The following is an 18,705-nucleotide window of genomic DNA, read 5'->3' as shown; positions in this document are numbered from 1 at the left end:
CGCGGAATACCGCGGCATCTGCGGCTACGCCGCCGCCGGCGGCGGCAGCATGTATTTCGAAGTGATGAGTGTCGGCACCGTGCCGGGCGACGGCCGCGCCGTCACCATGGCCCAGTACCGCCAATCGATCCGCAACTGAAGCAAAAGGGAACATTCCCATGCGAACCATCCACGCATCCTTGCGCACGATTGCGGCGCTGTGCCTCATCACGCTGGCGGCCGGCATCGGCGTCGTTCCCCCCGCGCATGCGGCCAACACAACCGCCGGGGTGGGGCTCGATACGCCGATTTCGACCACCAGTGACGGCAGTTCGTCCAATGCGGACAACTACACCGCCTATCCCCTGCTCAACGTCGGTGCGGTGCCGCCGCTGGTGATGCTGGTGATGTCGCGCGACGAGCAGCTGTACATCAAGGCGTACACCGACTACACCGACCTCAATGGCGACGGCGTGGTCGACACCACCTACCAGGATGCCTTCGACTACTCCGGCTATTTCGACTCGGGACTCTGCTACAGCTACGGCAGCGACGTGTTCAAGGCCTCCGCCTCGGCGACCGACGACAACGGCAACGGCAAGGCGCACGAGTGCGACGGCACCGCCTGGAGCGGCAATTTCCTCAACTGGGCGGCGATGAGCCGCATCGACGTGTTGCGGCTGGTGCTCTACGGCGGCAACCGCTCCACCGATACCAAAGACACCACGGTGCTGGAGCGTTCGTACATTCCCAGCGACCTGCATGCATGGGCGAAGGTCTACCTGGGCACCGACGTCAACGAGTACACCCCGTTCACGACCACCAACACGGGCGGCAAGGGCCTGTCGCTGTGCAACGTGTCGCCCACCACCAGCAGCGAGCCGCAACTGCGGGTAGCCAAGGGGGCCTATACCGAGTGGGCATCGACGGCGCGCGAGCAGTGCCGCTGGCGTGAGGACGTCACGGAAACCGGCAGCGACATCAACCCTTCCGATTCCGCGTCGAACACCAACGACGGCCTCGGCAACAAGACCTATACGGTGCGCGTGCAGGTCTGCGACGGCACGTCCAGCTACCGCGAGGCGTTCTGCCGCAAATACACCGAGACGGCCAGCGACGGCACCACGACCGACCATTGGAAGCCGGCTGGCCTGCTGCAGCGCTACGGCGAGAATGGCTCGATGCGCTTCGGCCTCATCACGGGCACCTACAGCAAGCCTCGCGCCGGCGGCGTACTGCGCCGGAACATCGGCCTGTTCGCCGGCAACGGCACCGACACGGCAACCTGCGTCTACGATCCGGCCAACGGCAAGGTCGATGAGGTCAACCTGCAGACCGGACAGTTCTGCAACACGGACTCCGGTGACGAAGGCATCGTCAACACGTTGAGCCGGTTCCGCATTACCGGTTGGAACCCGGACAAGGACAACTACAACGACTGCGGCACCTACGGCATCCTGCAGCGCGACGTGGACGGCGCCAACGGCCATCTGGACGATCCGGGTTCCAGCAGTGGCAGCGCCTACAAGTGCAAGGATTCGGGCAATCCCCTGGCGGAGATGTACGCTGAGGCCTTGCGGTATATCGGCGGCGAGAACACCCCGACGTCCATATTCAATGTCAGCGACACGAGCATCAATGCGGTCAGCGGCCTGCCGTTGGCCACTTGGCACGACCCCTACAGGGACCCGAAGGATGGCGGCAACCCGTATTGCGCCAACTGCAGCATCATCGTCATCACCACCGGCCTGAACTCTTTCGACAGCGACCAGATTCCCACCGTCGCCGCGCTGCCGGTCCAGGCCGATGCAGCGACGACCCTGGTCGGCACCAACGAGGACCTGGCTGGCAGCGATGCGAGCGGTTCGCCGCCCAAGTATCTGGTCGGCCGCTATGGCGCCCTGACCAGCAACACCTACCAGGACGTCTGCACGCCTTACGAGATCGACGACCTCGCACTGGCTCACGGCATCTGTCCCGACGTGCCCTCGCTCGAGGGCGGGTATCAGATGGCGGGCCTTGCCTACGAGGCGTGGACCAACGACCTGCGCAAGGACAAGACCGGCACGCAGAAGGTTCAGACCTACGCGATCGCCCTTGCCGAGTCGCTGCCGAGCTTCACCATTCCGGTATGCGAGACGGGCAACAGCATCGACAGCTGCCCGGTGGACTTCATCACGATCACGCCCGCATGCCAGGCCAACAACAACGGCAGCGCCGCGCTGGACAGCACCTCGGGCTGGCGCAGTTGCTACCTGGGCAACCTGACCGTGGGCGCCAAGACGTCGACCACGCAGAAGGACAAGAACGGCAATCCCAAGGTCTACGGCCTGCCCACCACGGTGATCACCTACAACGGGCAGCGGCGCCCGGTGCGCGGCAGCTTCGCGATCACCTGGGAGGACTCCCAGTGGGGCAACGACCACGACAATGACGTGATCGAGATGCTCAGCTTCTGCGTAGGCTCCTATTGTTCCTACGACGGCAACAAGGACGGCCAGGACGACATCTGCGAGGACACGCTCGATTCCCAGATCTGCAAGGCCGGCAAGGTCAACACCAACAACGGCCAGTTCCTGGTGGCGCGGGTGCAGGCCCTGTCGGCCTATGCGGGCAACGCCCTGCGCATCGGCTACACCATGGCGGGCGCCGACAATGCGACGGGGCAGGCGGCCAGGTTCACCGTGCTTCGACCCGGTGGCAAGGACGGCAGCCTGTTGTTCGGCAACGCTCCCACGGCGGGCAGCTGGAATCCGCCCGCGGCGGACAAGCTGAGCACCGGCCCGTCCGAGCAGTTGCCGCTGCCCAACCCGCTGTTCTTCGCGGCCAAGTACGGCGGCTTCGCCGACCAGGACAACAACAAGCTGCCTGATCGCCAGGATTCCACGGAGTGGGACGCGATCGTCAACGACACGGGCGCCACCGGACAGGATGGCCTTCCGGACAACTACTTCATGGTGCGCAACCCGGCGCAGTTGCAGGACCGTCTGTCCCGCACCTTCGATGCCATCCTGAAGCGTGCCGGTTCCGGTACGGCCGCGGCAGTGGTAGCCAACAGCGCCAAGGGCGTCGGCCTGGTCTATCAGGCGCTCTACCAGGCCGAACGCAAGGACTCCAGCGATCGCGCGGCGGACTGGAGCGGCACGCTGAACGGTCTGTGGACCGACAGCTTCGGCCACCTGCGCGAGAACGGCAACGGATTCACCAGCGGAGCGGCCGTCCTCGATGGCTACGACGTCGATCCGGTGATCGAGTTCTACTACGACCCGAACGACAACCAGACCAAGTTCCACCGGGAGATCATGCCCGGGAGCGCCGATGGCTCGCCGGTAACGGTTTTCGACAAGACCAAGGCGACCATCACCGACCACGGCCTGGATGAATTGAGGACCGTCTGGAGTGCGCAGGACCAGCTCTGGGCCAAGGACTTCAATACGGGCGTCAACAGCGACCTGACCAGCGGCAACCGCAGCTACAGCGCGGCCACCAGTGGCGGGCGCTACATCTTCACGTGGATCGACAAGAACCACGATGGCGTCGTCCAGTCAGGCGAGCAGCAACCGTTCGTGTTCAGCGGCACCAGCGCCGGCAGCGGCTTCTACGGCGACGCGAAGGTTTCCGGTAAGACCACCACCTACAGCGGCAACTTCCGCTACCTCAATACGGCAGACCCGAACGTCGCCAAGCGCATCGTCGCGTGGATCCGCGGCTACGAGCTCACCGACAAGGACACCAAGGGCACGGCCCTGTGGCGCCAGCGTACGGTCGACTACAACAACGACGGCACGCTGCGCGTACTGCGGCTGGGCGACATCGTCGATTCCACTCCGGTCGTGGTCGGCACGCCCTCGGAGGCCTTCGACCTGTTGTACGGCGACACCAGCTACGGCACCTTCCGCGACCACTATCGCAGTCGTCGCCAGGTGGTCTACGTCGGTGCCAACGACGGCATGCTGCATGCCTTCAACGGCGGCTTCTACAACGCCAAGGAACAGAAGCTGCAGTTGACGCCGACCGACACCAGCCTGTCGGTGACGGCCGATCCGCTGGGCGGCGAGCTGTGGGCCTACGTGCCGGGCAACCTGTTGCCGCATCTGCGCTGGCTGGCGGATCCGGCCTACAAGCACAACTTCTACGTCGATGGCAGCCCGATCGCCCAGGACGTGAAGGTGTTTGCCGATGACGACGATCATCCCGACGGCTGGGGCACCATCCTGATCGTGCCGTTCCGCTTCGGCGGCGGCCCGATTTCCGTCAACACGGCAACCGACAGCACGTCCGCCCGGCAGAACTCGTTCTCCGCCTATGCCGTACTGGACGTGACCAATCCGGAAAAGGCGCCGGTGCTGCTCGCCGAGCTCACCAATACGGAAGTTTCCGACAGCAAGGCGACGTGCGACAGCAACACCAAGTCGACGTCTCCTTCGTGCGTCGACATCACCAAGGTGGTCGATACCTATACCTCCTCGATCCCCGCAGCCGCCATCTTCCGCGACAACACCACCGGCAGTCCGAACAAGTTCTTCCTGTTCACCGGTTCGGGTACCACGGACAACGGCGGCGTCGGTTCGTCCGAGGGCGGCAACGCAGTGGCTTCCACGTCGCTGAAGATCCGCGCCTACGATCTGGAGGATTTCACCGGGACCTTGCGCTCGGCGACGCCTGCCAAGACGTTCGATCTGACCACCATCGGCGGTACGACGACCAATCCGGCTCCGGGTGCCAACAGCTTCGCGGGTGACCTGATCGCCTCGGATTACAACCTCGATGGCCGCTCCGAGGGACTCTATTTCGGCAGCGTGCAGGACAAGGGAGGCAATGTCTTCGGCGGGTCGTTGTGGAAGCTGAACTTCATGAGCGACGACAAGCCCGATCCAGATCCGGACAACTGGACGCCGCAGCGGATCATTTCGGACCTGGACCTGCCGATCACGATTCGTCCGACGGTCGGTCGCAACGACCGCGGTGCGCCCATGGTGTTCTTCGGTACAGGCCGCGCCTATACCAAGACCGACCTGTCATCGACCGCACGGCAGAAGATCGTGGGCCTGATCGATACTTCGCTGCTGTCGACCAGCGACCAGCAATACAAGGTGCTGCCGTTGGCGATGTCCGATCTGCTCGATGTCACGAACGTCAACGTGTTCACCGACAACTCGGTGAGCGGCGCGACTGATGACAGCGGCACCAACATCAATACCTTCAACCAGTTGCTGGGCAGCTTCGACTCCGCCTCGCGCCTGGGTTGGTACCTGGACCTGACCGCGCCCACCACCACCACCGACAAGACGCCGGCCGAGCGCGTGGTCAGCGCGCAGAGCCTGCTGGGTGGCGTGCTGCTGACCAGCACGTTCTTCCCGGGTACGGATACCTGTACCGACGTGGGCCGCGGCGCCCTCTACAGCCTCAACTACAAGAGCGGCACGGCCAGTCCCACCGAGATCTCCTTCGGCACCACGAGCGTGGACGGCAAGAAGGCGGTGAACCGGTCGACCGACATGGGTCCGGGCCTGCCGGCGCCGCCGAGCCTGCACGTGGGCGAGGGCACCGGCAAGAGCAAGCTGACCGCCTGCGTGCAGACGTCCACCGGCGCGATCATCTGCAAGGAGATCACCACCCTCAAGTCGGTGCTCAGCAGCGAGGTATCCTGGCATGAACCGTTGGACAAGTAAGGGGCATCGCATGGACCGGCAGCACGGCTTCTCGATGATTGAAATGATGATCGTGCTGGTCATCATGGCGATCCTGGCGTCGATCGCCATTCCGTCCTACCGCAAGTACGGCGTGCGCTCCCATCGCGTCGACGCGCAGCGCGCGCTGACCGATCTCGCCGCGAAGCAGGAACGGTTCCTGTACAGCAACAACGCCTACTCGAGTGACCTTGCCGCGCTTGGCGCCACGAGTTCCGTCGCGGGCACGTACTACAAGGTGGCGATCGATCCGGCCAGCACGTCCAGCACCGCGTTCAAGGTGGTAGCGACGGCGGCCGGGACGCAGAAGCGGGATGATGCGGCGTGCCAGACGCTGAGCCTGGACCAGGCGGGGCGCCAGGGCTCGACCGGCACCACCACCAACGATCCTGCCTGCTGGGGACGCTGAAGATGGTCCGCCGCAAATGGTTGACCGGATGCGTCGCGGCATGCCTGTGCATGGCCGCGACGGCGCAGGACGGGACCTACTACAAGTGGACCGACGCCAGCGGCACGGTCCACTTCAGTGCGACACCGCCACCGGGGCAGAAGGCCAAGGCGCTCAGCCTGGATACCACCCAGGGCGGCCAGTCCGCTCCGGCCCAGCCGCTGCCGTCCACGCAGTCGACGGCCGACCTGGACAAGGCACAGGCGGCCTACCGGCAGCGTTCGTGCGAAGCGGCACGCAGCGATCTGAAGGTGCTGGAGCAGCATCGCATGGTGGTCAGCGGCAACAGTCCCGATGCGGCCACCAAGCTCGATGCCGAGCAGCGGGAACAGGCCAAGCTGCGCGCCAAACAGCGCATTTCCCAATTCTGCGGGGCAGGGAGCAAGCCATGACCATGCATGTGTCCAGGCCGGCGGGCGGCTTCAGCCTCATCGAGCTGATGGTCGCCATCATCGTGCTCGCCATCCTGACGAGCATCGCCTTGCCCAACTTCCGCAGTTTCGTGAGGCGCAACGCGGTGACCTCGCAATCGAACGCGATGCTGGCCGACCTGCAGTACGCCCGTAACGACGCAATCAGCCGCCGGGTGATCACCGAGATCTGCGCGAGTACGGACGGCACGGCCTGCACCGGGTCCAATGCGTTCGAGGGCGGTCGGGTGATCTACCGGGAAACGGCACCGGGCCCGGGCGCGACGTTCACCGCGGCCGACGAAGTGCAACGCGTCAGCCAGGCCACGGAAGGGCTCAGCATCCGTCTGGTCGACGACACCGGCGCAGCCGTCAACGACGTCGGTTTTCGCCAGGACGGCTCGGTCAACAGCGACAAGCCGCTGAGCTTCCTGATCTGCCCGACGTCGAGCGGCGATTCGGTCGGCGAGAGCACGAACAAGGTCCAGGGCGCGCAATTGCTGTTGTCGACCTCCGGGCGGGCGACGATACGGCCGATCGCGGTAGGCGGAAGCTGCGGCTGATCCCAGGCGGATGCCCCAAGAAAAAACCCGGCGCGAGGCCGGGCTTTTTTATGCGTGGTGGGCGATGCAAGGATCGAACTTGCGACACCTGCCGTGTGAAGGCAGTGCTCTACCGCTGAGCTAATCGCCCGCCGAGAGCGCGCAACTATACGGGGCCTCGCGCAGCCGGTCAATGGGCACGGCGATGTGCGGCCGCGTTGGGTAGAATGCCCGGCTTTCAGTCAGGCGCCTGCCCATGGACATCTTCGCCCCGATCCTGCATGCGTTGCAGCATTTCCACCTGACGCCATGGAAGCTGGTGGGTTTTGCCGGCACCTTCATGTTCACCAGCCGCTGGTTCGTGCAGCTCTACTACACGCGCAGGTACAAGCGGGTGGTGATGCCGCTGGCGTTCTGGTGGCTGTCGGTGGGCGGCAGTGCGTTGCTGCTGGCTTATTTCACCGTGGGCAAGAACGATTCGGTGGGTATCCTTTCCAATTTCTTCCCCGTGTTCGTGTCGGTCTACAACCTGGTGGTGCATCTGCGCCATCGCAAGAACAGCATCACCGGCGACGAAGTCTAGGTGGCGGGCCTGCGGTAGCCCGCACCCCAGGCGAGCCCTTGCCCGGCTGGGACGGAGCGCATCACCCGCAAGCGGGCAGTAACCCAGGCGGGAACCTCAGTCCGGATCGTAGTCGAGGTTGGAGGCGAGCCAGCGCTCGGCCTGCTCGCGGCTCCAGCCCTTGCGCCTGGCGTAGTCCTCGACCTGCTCGCGGGTGAGACGGCCGACCACGAAGTATTGGCTGCCAGGGTGGGAGAAGTACCAACCCGAGACGGCCGCGGCCGGGTACATCGAAAAGCCCTCGGTCAATTCGATGCCCGCGTTGGCGGTGGCATCGAGCAGGCGGAACAGGGTGGTCTTCTCGGTGTGGTCGGGGCAGGCGGGATAGCCGGGGGCGGGGCGGATGCCCTGGTAGTCCTCGGCGATGAGTGCTTCGTTGTCGAGCGCCTCGTTTGGCGCATAGCCCCAGAACTCGCGACGCACGCGTTCATGCATGCGTTCGGCGAAGGCTTCGGCGAGGCGATCGGCGAGCGCCTTGAGGATGATCGCCGAGTAATCGTCGTTGTCGGCGCGGAAGCGCTCCAGGTGCGGCTCGATGCCCAGGCCCGCAGTGACCGCGAAGCCGCCGATCCAATCGGGCTTGCCGTGCTCCTTCGGCGTGATGAAGTCGGCCAGGCAGAGGTTGGGGCGCTCGACCGGCTTGTCGGCCTGCTGGCGCAGGTGGTGGAGCATGACCTTGCCTTCGTCCGTCTGGATCTCGACGTCGTCCATAATGTTGGCCGCGGGCCAGAAGCCAATCACGGCCCGGGCAGTGAGCCATTTCTCCGCGACGATGCGATCGAGCATCTTCTGCGCGTCGCCGAACAGCTCGGTGGCCTGCACACCCACCACCTCATCCGTGAGGATGGCCGGATAGTGGCCGGCCAGTTCCCAGGCCTGGAAGAAGGGCGTCCAGTCGATGTACCGGCGGATTTCCGCCAGGTCGTAGTCGTCGAACACGGTGACGCCGGGCTTGGCCGGCTGCGGCGGGTCGTAGTCGGCCCAGTTGCAGCTGAAGCGCTGTGCGCGGGCCTTTTCCAGCGACACCAGCTGCTTGCCGGGACCGCGGTGGCGATGGCGTTCGCGCACTTCGGCGTACTCGGCGCGGATCTTCGCCATGAAGCCGTCGACCAGCTCCTTGCTGACCAGCGACTGCGCCACGCCGACCGCGCGCGAGGCGTCCTTCACCCAGACGCAGGGCGACTTGTAGTGCGGCTCGATCTTCAGCGCGGTGTGCGCGCGCGAGGTGGTGGCGCCACCGATCAGCAGCGGCACGGTGAAGCCCTGGCGCTGCATCTCGCGGGCGACGTGGCCCATTTCCTCCAGCGACGGGGTGATCAGGCCGGACAGGCCGATCATGTCGGCCTTCTCCGCGATGGCGGTATCCAGGATCTTCTGGGCGGGCACCATCACGCCCAGGTCGACCACGTCGAAGTTGTTGCAGCGGAGCACCACGCCGACGATGTTCTTGCCGATGTCGTGCACGTCGCCCTTGACCGTCGCCATGACGATCTTGCCGTTGCTCTTGCCGGTGTCGCCGGTACGTGCTTTCTCCGCCTCGATGTAGGGCAGCAGGTAGGCCACCGCCTTCTTCATCACGCGTGCGGACTTGACTACCTGCGGCAGGAACATCTTGCCGGCGCCGAACAGGTCGCCGACCACGTTCATGCCGTCCATCAGCGGCCCTTCGATCACGTCGAGCGGCCGGGTGACCTGCTGGCGGGCTTCCTCGGTGTCCTCGACCACGTATTGGTCGATGCCGTGGACCAGCGCATGGGCAAGCCGCTCGCGCACCGGCTTGGCGCGCCAGGCGAGGTTTTCGACCACCACCTCGCCCTTCTTCGCCTTGTAGCGGTCGGCGATCTCCAGCAGCCGTTCGGTGGCGTCGGAGCGGCGGTTGAGCACGACGTCCTCGACGCGCTCGCGCAGTTCCGGATCCAGGTCATCGTAGATCGCCAGTGCGCCGGCATTGACGATGCCCATGTCCATGCCGGCCTTGATGGCGTGGTAGAGGAACACCGAATGGATCGCCTCGCGCACCACGTTGTTGCCGCGGAAGGAGAACGACACATTGGATACGCCGCCGGAAACGTGGCATGCCGGGAAGCGCTGCTTCAGCTCACGGGTGGCTTCGATGAAATCCACCGCGTAGTTGTTGTGCTCCTCGATGCCGGTGGCGATGGCGAAGATGTTGGGATCGAAGATGATGTCTTCGGGCGGGAAGTCCAGCTGTGCGGTCAGCAGTTCGTAGGCGCGCGAGCAAATCGCCACCTTGCGCGCGCAGGTGTCGGCCTGGCCTTCCTCGTCGAACGCCATCACCACCGCGGCGGCGCCGTACTGGCGTACCTTGCGGGCCTGCTCGAGGAACGCGGCCTCGCCTTCCTTCATCGAGATCGAGTTGACGATGCCCTTGCCCTGCAGGCAGCGCAGGCCGGCTTCGATCACGCTCCACTTGGACGAGTCGACCATCACCGGCACGCGGGCGATGTCGGGCTCGGCGGCGATCAGGTTGAGGAAGCGCACCATCGCCGCCTCGGAGTCGATCAGGCCCTCGTCCATGTTGACGTCGATGATCTGCGCGCCGTTGGCGACCTGCTGGCGCGCGACCTCGACGGCTTCCTCGTAGCGGTCTTCCTTGATCAGCTTCTTGAACTGCGCCGAGCCGGTGACGTTGGTGCGCTCGCCGACGTTGACGAAGAGCAGGTCGGGGGTGAGGACCAGCGGTTCGAGGCCGGAGAGGCGGGTATGGCGGATGGTGGTCATGCGTCTGCTTTTGCTTTTTCTTGTGCTCCCTCTCCACCCTCCTTTACGAAGGATGGGGGAGAGGGCTGGAGTGAGGGAGCGGGGCTTGCGGGAGGAGCTAAAAGAGCGGGCTTTGATGCTGGAACGTCGCTAGAGCGGCCCCTCACCCCAACCCTCTCCCCGGAGGGGAGAGGGAGCGGGTCTGAGGTACTCATGCGGCCTCCTGCACGGCGCCGGGCAGACTGCGTGGCGCATATCCGCGCACCGCCTCGGCGATCGCCGCGATGTGCGCCGGCGTGGTGCCGCAGCAGCCGCCCACCAGGTTGAGCAGCCCGTCGCGTGCGAAGCCGGCGACCACGCTCGCCATCTGCTCCGGCGTCTCGTCGTATTCGGCGAAGGCGTTGGGCAGGCCTGCGTTCGGGTGTGTGCTGACGTAGCAGTCGGCAATATCCGCCAGGGTCTGCACGTGCGGGCGCAGGTCGGCGGCGCCGAGCGCGCAGTTGAGCCCCACGGCCAGCGGGCGCGCGTGGGCGACCGAGTAGTAGAAGGCTTCGGCCGTCTGGCCCGAGAGCGTGCGGCCGGAGCGGTCGGTGATGGTGCCGGAGATCATCACCGGTACCCGTGCGCCGCGCTCGCGGAACAGCTCGGACAGCGCGAACAGCGCGGCCTTGGCGTTGAGCGTGTCGAAGATCGTCTCGACCATCACGATGTCCGCGCCGCCGTCGACGAGGCCCGCTGCCGACTCGCAGTAGTTGCCGGCCAGCTCCTCGAAGGTGACGTTGCGGAAGCCCGGGTCGTTGACGTCGGGCGACAGCGAGGCCGTGCGGCTGGTCGGTCCCAGCACGCCGATGGCGAAGCGCGGCTTGTCCGGGGTCTTCGCGGTATACGCATCACAGGCGGCGCGGGCCAGCCTGGCGCCTTCCAGGTTCAGCTCGTAGGCCAGGTGTTCCAGGTGGTAATCGGCCTGGCTGATGCGGGTGGAGTTGAAGGTGTTGGTCTCGACCAGGTCGGCGCCGGCTTCCAGGTAGGCCTCGTGCACGCCGCGGATCAGCTCCGGGCGGGTCAGCGAAAGCAGGTCGTTGTTGCCCTTCAGATCGCAACCGCCGGGATGCGCGTGGCCGTGGTCGGCATGGCTATGCCGGCTGTCGTGGCCGTGCGCGAAGCGCTCGCCGCGGAAGCCGGATTCGTCCAGCGCGTGTCCCTGCAGCATGGTGCCCATGGCGCCGTCGAGGATCAGGATGCGCTCGCGCAGCGCCTGTTCGAGACGTGCGACGCGATCGGGATGGAGCCAGGGCAGGGTGCTCATGTCGTATCTCTCGGAATCTTTCGGCTTACGGTTTGCGCGCCAGCAGGCTGATCACTTCGAAGTGCGGCGCCTTGCGTTCACGGCTCAGGCGGACGCAACTGGAAACGGTGAGGCCGGCCTCGGTGGCGAAGCGGGACAGGTCCTCGCGGGTAAAGCCCAGGTTGCGGTGATCGAACGGCTCGACCGCGGTGCGATGGGCGTGCCGGCCCAGCGTCACGGCGAGCAGCCGGCCGCCGCTGCGCAGCAGGCGTGCGGCCTCGGCCACGGCCTGGGCCGGGCGTTCGGCATAGGTCAGCGCGTGCAGCATCAGCACCAGGTCGAAACGGCGCTTGCCCAGGTCGAGTGCGTGCATGTCGCCCTGGCGCACCTCGACGTTGGCGAACGCCTGCAGTCGCTGCGCTGCGGCGGCGACCACGCGCTCGCTGGAATCGACGCAAACGATCGAGCGCGCGTGCGGCGCCAGCAGTTCGGCGGTGATGCCGTCGCCCGAGGCGATGTCGAGCACGTCGCCGGTTTCCAGCAGCTGCAGCAGCGAGCGGGCGAGGGTCTCCCAGGTGCGGCCCGGCGAGTAGTGGCGCTCCATGTCGCCGGCGACGGTGTCGGCCCAGCCTTCGGCGCGGGCGCGGTTGGCCAGCACCGCCGGCAGGCGCGCGGCGTCCTCGCGCAGCAACGCGTCGTCGATGCTCTCGCGCAGCGAATGCAGCAGCGCGTGCCGGTGCGAATCGCCCTCGTTGTTGGCGCGGTAGTAGGCCGACACGCCGGCGCGGCGGTCGCGCACCAGTTCGGCCTCCTTGAGCTTGGCCAGGTGCGTGGACACGCGCGGCTGCGCCAGGTGCAGCACCTGGGCCAGCTCGGCCACGGTCAGTTCCTCGCGCTCCAGCAGGGCAAGCAGGCGCACGCGGGTGGGATCGGCCAGCAGGCGCAGGACGCCGGAGGCGGTCGCCAGATCCATTTTCATCCTTTTATCGCGATGCGAAGATGGATAGGCTAGGCGGCGGGATCGCGGGCGTCAAGGGCGGGCGGTGCGCGAGAGGCGCGGCGGCGTAGGGTGGGCTCCAGCCCACCAGCCCTGAGGCGGCGCCGTGCGGTGGGCTGAAGCCCACCCTGCGGGGGTGCGCGCCGGTTCAGTTAAACTAGCGGGCTTCGCCAAGTCTTGGAGCGCCCCATGGATTTCCGTTTCACCGAAGACCAGCTTTCGATCCAGTCGATCGCCCGCGATTTTGCGCAGAAGCGCATCGCGCCGGTGGCCGCGGAGCTGGACGCCAAGGGCGAATTCCCGCTTGCGAACATCCAGGAGATGGGCCAGCTCGGCCTGATGGGCATCGAGGTGCCGACCGAGTACGGCGGCGCCGGCATGGACCCGATCGCCTACGTGCTGGCGATGATCGAGATCGCCGCGGCCGATGCCGCCACCTCGACCATCATGTCGGTCAACAATTCGCTGTTCTGCAACGGCATCCTCAAGCACGGCACCGAGGAGCAGAAGCAGACCTACGTGCGCGCCATCGCCTCGGGCGAGGCCATCGGCGCCTACGCGCTGACCGAGCCGCAGTCCGGCTCCGACGCCTCGGCCATGCACACGCGCGCGACGAAGAACGCCGACGGCGACTGGGTGATCAACGGCAAGAAGAGCTGGATCACTTCCGGCCCGGTGGCGCGCTACATCGTGCTGTTCGCGATCACCACGCCGGGCATCGGCGCCAAGGGCGTGTCGGCGTTCATCATCGACACCAAGCGCCAGGGTTTCCACGCCGGCAAGACCGAGCCGAAACTTGGTATTCGCGCATCTGCGACCTGCGAGATCGAGTTCAACGACTACGTCTGCCCGAAGGAGAACATGCTCGGGCAGGAGGGCAAGGGTTTTGCCATCGCGATGGGCGTGCTCGACGCCGGCCGCATCGGCATCGCCTCGCAGGCGGTGGGTATCGCGCGTGCCGCATACGAGGCGACGCTGCAGTGGTCGCGCGACCGCAAGGCCTTCGGTGCGCCGATCGGCACCTTCCAGATGACCCAGTCCAAGATCGCCGACATGAAGTGCAAGCTCGATGCGGCCACGCTGCTTACGCTGCGCGCGGCCTGGGCCAAGGGCGAGGCGGAGCGGACCGGCGGGCGCTTCGGCACCGAGGCGGCGATCGCCAAGCTGACCGCTTCCGAGGCGGCGATGTGGATCAGTCACCAGGCGGTGCAGATCCACGGCGGCATGGGTTATTCGAAGGAGATGCCGCTGGAGCGCTACTTCCGCGACGCCAAGATCACCGAGATCTACGAGGGCACCAGCGAGATCCAGCGCATCGTGATCGCGCGCAACGAGACCGGCCTGCGCTGAGCTTCTGGCTCCCTCTCTCCTCCGGGGAGAGGGTTGGGGTGAGGGGCGAGGCTCGCGGGGAACTTTGCCTGCTAACAATCGCCTCATCCGCAGGCCAGCGCCAAGTAAAAAAGCCCGGGCATTGCCCGGGCTTTTCTTTGCAGTCCGGGGCGAGCCCCGGCCCCTCATCCCAACCCTCTCCGCCATCATTGATAAAAAACGGGGGAGAGGGAGTAGGGTTGCGCGGCTAGTGCCCGCGCCGCGGGTCCGAATCGAACGTATGCGGCCCATGCCCGATCCCCGGCTGCGCCGGACCGTCGCCATCGAGCTTGTCGCCGAGCAACCGGCGCACCACCACGTAGAACACCGGGATCAGCAACACGCCCAGGAAGGTGGCAAACAGCATGCCGCCGATCACGCCCGTGCCGATCGCATGGCGTGCATTGGCGCCGGCGCCCGAGGAGATGAACAGCGGGAACACGCCCAGGATGAACGCCAGCGAGGTCATCAGGATCGGACGCAGTCGCAGGCGGGAAGCCTCGATCACGCCTTCGCGCAGCGTCTTGCCATGCGCCTGCTGCTCCACCGCGAACTCCACGATCAGGATCGCGTTCTTCGCCGCCAGGCCGATCACCGTGATCAGGCCGACCTTGAAGTAGATGTCGTTGGGCAACCCACGCAGCAGCGTGAACACCACCGCACCGAGCAGGCCCAGCGGCAATACCAGCAGTACCGAGACCGGGATCGACCAGCTCTCGTACAGCGCCGCCAGCGCCAGGAAGACGATCACGATCGACAGCACCATCAGCAGCGTGGCGGCGTTGCCGGAAAGGATTTCCTGGTAGGACTGGCCGGTCCAGTCGAAGCCGTAACCCTGCGGCAGGTCGTTGGTGACGATCTTCTCCATCTCGCTCATCGCCTCGCCGGAGGCATGCCCCGGTGCGGGCGAACCGACGATCTCCACCGCCGCATAGCCGTTGTACCGGGTCAGCGAGGGCGAGCCCATCTGCCAGTCGGCGTGCACCACGTTGGACAGCGGGATCATCTCCGGCGTGCCGGCCGCGGTGGTCTGCGTGCTGCTCGGCGTGAAGAAGTGCTGCAGCGCGTCCGGGCCCATGCGATAGGGCGCGTCGGCCTGCATGATCACGCGCTTGACGCGGCCGCCGTAGGTGAAGTCGTTGACGTATACCGGCGCCAGCATCAGGCCGACCGCGTTGTAGATGTCACCCACCGACAGGCCCATCGATTGGGCCTGCACGCGGTCGACGTCCAGATGCAGTTGCGGTGAATCCTCGAGCGTGTTGGGGCGCACGCCGGTCAGTACCGGGTCCTGGCTGGCCTTGCCCAGCAGCGTGTTGCGCGCCTGCGTGAGTGCGACACGGCCGGCGCCGCTGCGGTCCTGCAGGTACATGTCGAAGCCGCCGAACTGGCCCAGTCCCTGCACCGTCGGGATGTTCACCACGAAGATGCGCGCATCGTGGATCTGGAACAGCGCCATGTTCGCCCGCTGGATGAACTCCGCCGCCGTGACGTCGCGGTCGGACCAATCCTTGAGCTTGATGAAGGCCATGCCGGCGTTCTCGCCGGAGCCGATGAAGCTGAAGCCGGCCACCTGCAGTACGGTGTCGACCGCCGGATCCTTCTTCAGGATCTTCAGCATCTCGGTCATCACCTCTTCGGTGCGCTGCTTGGTGGCACCAGGCGGCAGCTGGATGATCGACATCGCGTAGCCCTGGTCTTCCTCGGGCAGGAAGCTGCCGGGCAGGCGGGTGTACAGGAAGCCGGCCAGCACCGCGACCAACACGAACACGAACATCCAGCGCGGCGCGTGCCGCACGGCACTGCCGACGTGGCCGGTGTAGGTGCGCGTGGTCCACTCGAAGAACTGGTTGAACTTGCGGAAGACGACGTTCTTCTTCTTGTGGTGCTCCGGCTGCAGGAAGCTCGCGCACAGCGCGGGCGTGAACGACAGCGCGAGGAACGCGGAGAAGCCCATCGACACCGCGATGGTCAGCGCGAACTGCTTGTAGATGATGCCCGAGGCGCCCGGCTGCAGCGCCGACGGCACGAACACCGCCGTCAGCACCACGGTGATCGCGACCACCGCGCCGGTGATCTGCGCCATCGCCTTGCGTGTCGCTTCCTTGGGCGAAAGGTTCTCCTCGGTCATGATGCGTTCGACGTTCTCGATCACCACGATCGCGTCGTCGACCACGATGCCGATCGCCAGCACCATGCCGAACAGAGTCAGCTGGTTGATGGTGAATCCCAGCACCAGCATGCCCAGGAAGGTACCCAGCAGCGCGACCGGGATGACCAGCGTCGGGATGATGGTGGCGCGGATGTTCTGCAGGAACAGCAGCATCACCAGGAACACCAGCACGATCGCCTCGATCAGCGTGTGCACGACCTCGTCGATGGAGATCTTCACGAAGGTGGTGCTGTCGTACGGGCTGAACCAGCTCACGCCCGGCGGGAAGCTGGGCGCCAGTTCGTCCATCTTGCTGCGCACGGCCGTGGCCACGTTCAGCGCATTGGCGCCGGGCAGCAGCTGGATCGCGAAGGCGCCGATCGGCTTGCCATCGACGATGGTGTTGAAGCCGTAGTTGCCGGGGCCGAAGCTGATCCGCGCCACGTCACCCAGCTTGACGGTGGTGCCGTCGGGGTTGGCGCGCAGGATGATGTTCGAGAACTGCTCCGGCGTGGTGAACCGACCCTCGGTCGAAACGGTCGCGGTGAAGCCCTGCCCAGGCAACGCCGGGTCGGCGCCGATCGAGCCGGCGGCGAACTGCACGTTCTGCGCACGGACCGCATCCAGCACCTGGCTGGCCGAGAGGTCGTAGCCCTGCAGCTTGTCCGGGTTCAGCCAGATGCGCATGGCGTACTCGGAGCCGAACTGGTTGGTGCTGCCCACGCCCGGCACGCGGGCGATCTGGTCGAGCACCTGCGAACCCACGATGTCGCTCAGGCGATCGCGGTCGATGCTCGGGTTGTCGGACTTCAGCGCCACCACCATCAGGAAGCCGGAGTTGGCCTTGGCCACCACCACGCCCTGCTGGGTTACTTCGGAGGGCAGGCGCGGCGTGGCCAGCGACACCTTGTTCTGCACCTGCACCTGGGCGATGTCCGGGTCGGTGCCGCTTTCGAAGGTCAGCGTGATGTTGGCACGGCCGCTGGCGCTGGAGGACGAGCTGAAATACAGCAGGTGATCGATGCCGGTCAGCTGCTGCTCGATCACCTGGGTGACCGCCTTCTCGGTGGTCTCGGCGCTGGCGCCCGGATACGACGCGCTCACCGTCACCGAGGGCGGGGCGATGTTGGGATAGGACTCCACGCCCAGGTTGAGGATGGCCAGCACGCCGCCCAGCGAGATCAGGATGGCCACCACCCAGGCGAAGATCGGGCGGTCGATGAAGAAACTCGGCATGACGTAAGGCTCCGTTACTTGCCGCGCGCGGTGGCGGCGGCGGCTGGGGCCTTTGCCGCTGCCGGGGCCTGGCCGGCCGGCGCCGGCGGCTGCCACGGGGACGGGTTGGCCGGAGCGCCTTCCTTGACGTTCTGCACGCCCGAGACGATCACCTTCTCGCCGGCCTTCAGGCCGCTGGTGACGACCCAGTTGCCCCCCTGCATGGAGGCGGTCGTGATGTCGCGGCGCGCGACCTTGCCGTCGGGGCCGACCACGAAAACGTACGCGCCGACCGTGTCGCGGAGCACTGCCGCCTGCGGCACCACGAACACGTTGTGGCGCTGGCCGAGCGAGGCTTCGAGCGTCACGTACATGCCCGGCAGCAAGGTGTGCTCGGGGTTGGGAATGCGCGCGCGCAGCCGCACCGCGCCCGTGGCCGGGTCGACCGTGGTGGAGGAGAAGTCGAGCGTGCCCGCCTGCCCGTAGGGGCTGCCGTCGGGCAGGGCCACGCGCACCTGCGAGCTGTCGTTGCCGGCCAGCGAAACGTTGCCCTTGCCCTGCGCCTGGCGCAACTGCTCGAGCTCGGCCACGCTCATGGTGAAGTTCACGTACAGCGGGTCGATCTGGTCGACCGTGGTGAGCAGGGTCGCTTCACCCTGGCCGACCAGCGCGCCCTCGGTCACCTGCTGCTGGCCCGCACGGCCGTCGATCGGCGAGCGCACGTCGGCGTAGCCCAGGTTGATCTGCGCCGACTGCACCGAGGCGCGCGCCTGCTGCACGGCCGCCGCGGCGCTGCGCTCGGTCGCCAGCGCGTTGTCCAGGTCGGCCTTGGAGACGTAGCCCTTCGGCGCCAGTTCGCGGGCGCGGCTGGCGTTGACCTTGGCGTTGGTGTAGCTGGCCTGCGCCTGCGCCAGGCTGGCCTGCGACGCGCCCAGCGTGGCCCGCAGCGGCGCCGGGTCGATCTGGAACAAAAGCTGGCCCTTCTTGACGTCGGTGCCTTCCTCGAAGGTGCGCTTGAGCAGCACGCCAGGCACGCGGGCGCGTACGTCGGCGCTGCGGAACGCGGACAGGCGGCCGACCAGGTCCTTGGTCAGCGGTACGGTCTGTGCCTTGAGGGTGATCACTCCCACTTGCGGCGGCGGCATCTGCTGCTGTCCCTGCGGCTGGTCCTTGCCGCCGCAGGCGGCCAGGGCGAGCATGCCGAGGCACAGGGCCAGGGTGCGCGTTGTCGTGGACTTCATGGGAACTCCATTCTTATGAGGCGTGATCTGAAGAA

The 18,705-nt window shown here is 66.3% G+C and carries 11 protein-coding genes and 1 tRNA gene; 6 read left to right on the top strand and 6 right to left on the bottom strand.

Annotated features, from left to right (window positions below; translation table 11 throughout):
• Nucleotides 1–158: 158 nt before the first annotated feature.
• From AAIL17_RS15865 to AAIL17_RS15850, 4 genes are read left to right on the top strand one after another with little or no spacing between them, the layout of a single operon-like run.
• A complete protein-coding gene (locus AAIL17_RS15865; protein ID WP_424683828.1) occupies nucleotides 159–5,651 on the top strand; it encodes a pilus assembly protein in 5,493 nt (1,830 codons plus the stop codon).
• Nucleotides 5,652–5,661: 10 nt separating this feature from the next.
• Nucleotides 5,662–6,078, top strand: coding sequence for a type IV pilin protein (locus tag AAIL17_RS15860; protein WP_424683827.1), 417 nt, complete (start codon nucleotides 5,662–5,664; stop codon nucleotides 6,076–6,078).
• A gap of 50 nt (nucleotides 6,079–6,128) precedes the next feature.
• On the top strand, nucleotides 6,129–6,509 hold the full coding sequence (locus AAIL17_RS15855) for a DUF4124 domain-containing protein (protein ID WP_424683826.1): 381 nt from the start codon (nucleotides 6,129–6,131) through the stop codon (nucleotides 6,507–6,509).
• On the top strand, nucleotides 6,506–7,090 hold the full coding sequence (locus AAIL17_RS15850; RefSeq protein WP_424683825.1) for a GspH/FimT family pseudopilin: 585 nt from the start codon (nucleotides 6,506–6,508) through the stop codon (nucleotides 7,088–7,090). The genes AAIL17_RS15855 and AAIL17_RS15850 overlap by 4 nt, the downstream gene beginning before the upstream one ends.
• A gap of 55 nt (nucleotides 7,091–7,145) precedes the next feature.
• Here the strand turns inward: AAIL17_RS15850 and AAIL17_RS15845 are convergent.
• Nucleotides 7,146–7,220, bottom strand: a tRNA-Val gene (locus AAIL17_RS15845).
• A 105-nt stretch (nucleotides 7,221–7,325) separates the two neighbouring features.
• Between AAIL17_RS15845 and AAIL17_RS15840 the strand changes: the two genes are divergently transcribed.
• Complete coding sequence (locus AAIL17_RS15840; RefSeq protein ID WP_424683824.1) at nucleotides 7,326–7,652, top strand: lipid-A-disaccharide synthase N-terminal domain-containing protein; 327 nt, start codon at nucleotides 7,326–7,328, stop codon at nucleotides 7,650–7,652.
• Between the two features lie 96 nt (nucleotides 7,653–7,748).
• On the opposite strand, the gene metH is transcribed toward AAIL17_RS15840, so the two are convergent.
• The 3 genes from metH to AAIL17_RS15825 all read right to left on the bottom strand — a co-directional run bounded on the left by metH (nucleotide 7,749) and on the right by AAIL17_RS15825 (nucleotide 12,670).
• Nucleotides 7,749–10,487 carry a methionine synthase gene (gene metH, locus AAIL17_RS15835; protein WP_424683829.1) on the bottom strand — a complete coding sequence of 913 codons (2,739 nt, stop codon included), beginning with the start codon at nucleotides 10,485–10,487 and terminating at the stop codon, nucleotides 7,749–7,751.
• A gap of 136 nt (nucleotides 10,488–10,623) precedes the next feature.
• Nucleotides 10,624–11,718, bottom strand: coding sequence for a homocysteine S-methyltransferase family protein (locus tag AAIL17_RS15830; RefSeq protein ID WP_424683823.1), 1,095 nt, complete (start codon nucleotides 11,716–11,718; stop codon nucleotides 10,624–10,626).
• Nucleotides 11,719–11,743: 25 nt separating this feature from the next.
• Nucleotides 11,744–12,670: an ArsR/SmtB family transcription factor gene (locus AAIL17_RS15825; RefSeq protein ID WP_424683822.1), complete on the bottom strand. Its 927-nt coding sequence runs from the start codon at nucleotides 12,668–12,670 to the stop codon at nucleotides 11,744–11,746.
• A gap of 213 nt (nucleotides 12,671–12,883) precedes the next feature.
• Between AAIL17_RS15825 and AAIL17_RS15820 the strand changes: the two genes are divergently transcribed.
• Nucleotides 12,884–14,044, top strand: coding sequence for an acyl-CoA dehydrogenase family protein (locus tag AAIL17_RS15820; protein WP_424683821.1), 1,161 nt, complete (start codon nucleotides 12,884–12,886; stop codon nucleotides 14,042–14,044).
• A 226-nt stretch (nucleotides 14,045–14,270) separates the two neighbouring features.
• On the opposite strand, the gene AAIL17_RS15815 is transcribed toward AAIL17_RS15820, so the two are convergent.
• Nucleotides 14,271–17,450 (bottom strand): multidrug efflux RND transporter permease subunit, encoded by a 3,180-nt coding sequence (locus tag AAIL17_RS15815; RefSeq protein WP_424683820.1) that lies wholly within the window; start codon nucleotides 17,448–17,450, stop codon nucleotides 14,271–14,273.
• Between the two features lie 14 nt (nucleotides 17,451–17,464).
• The gene (locus tag AAIL17_RS15810; RefSeq protein WP_424683819.1) at nucleotides 17,465–18,670 is read right to left on the bottom strand and encodes an efflux RND transporter periplasmic adaptor subunit; all 1,206 of its coding nucleotides are present in this window, start codon (nucleotides 18,668–18,670) and stop codon (nucleotides 17,465–17,467) included.
• Nucleotides 18,671–18,705: the final 35 nt, after the last annotated feature.

It is taken from the genome of Frateuria sp. YIM B11624 (assembly GCF_049727805.1).
Classification (GTDB): Bacteria; Pseudomonadota; Gammaproteobacteria; order Xanthomonadales; family Rhodanobacteraceae; genus Frateuria_A.
The sequence above is the reverse complement of the archived record's forward strand: the minus strand, read 5'-3'. Positions and strand labels throughout refer to the sequence as shown.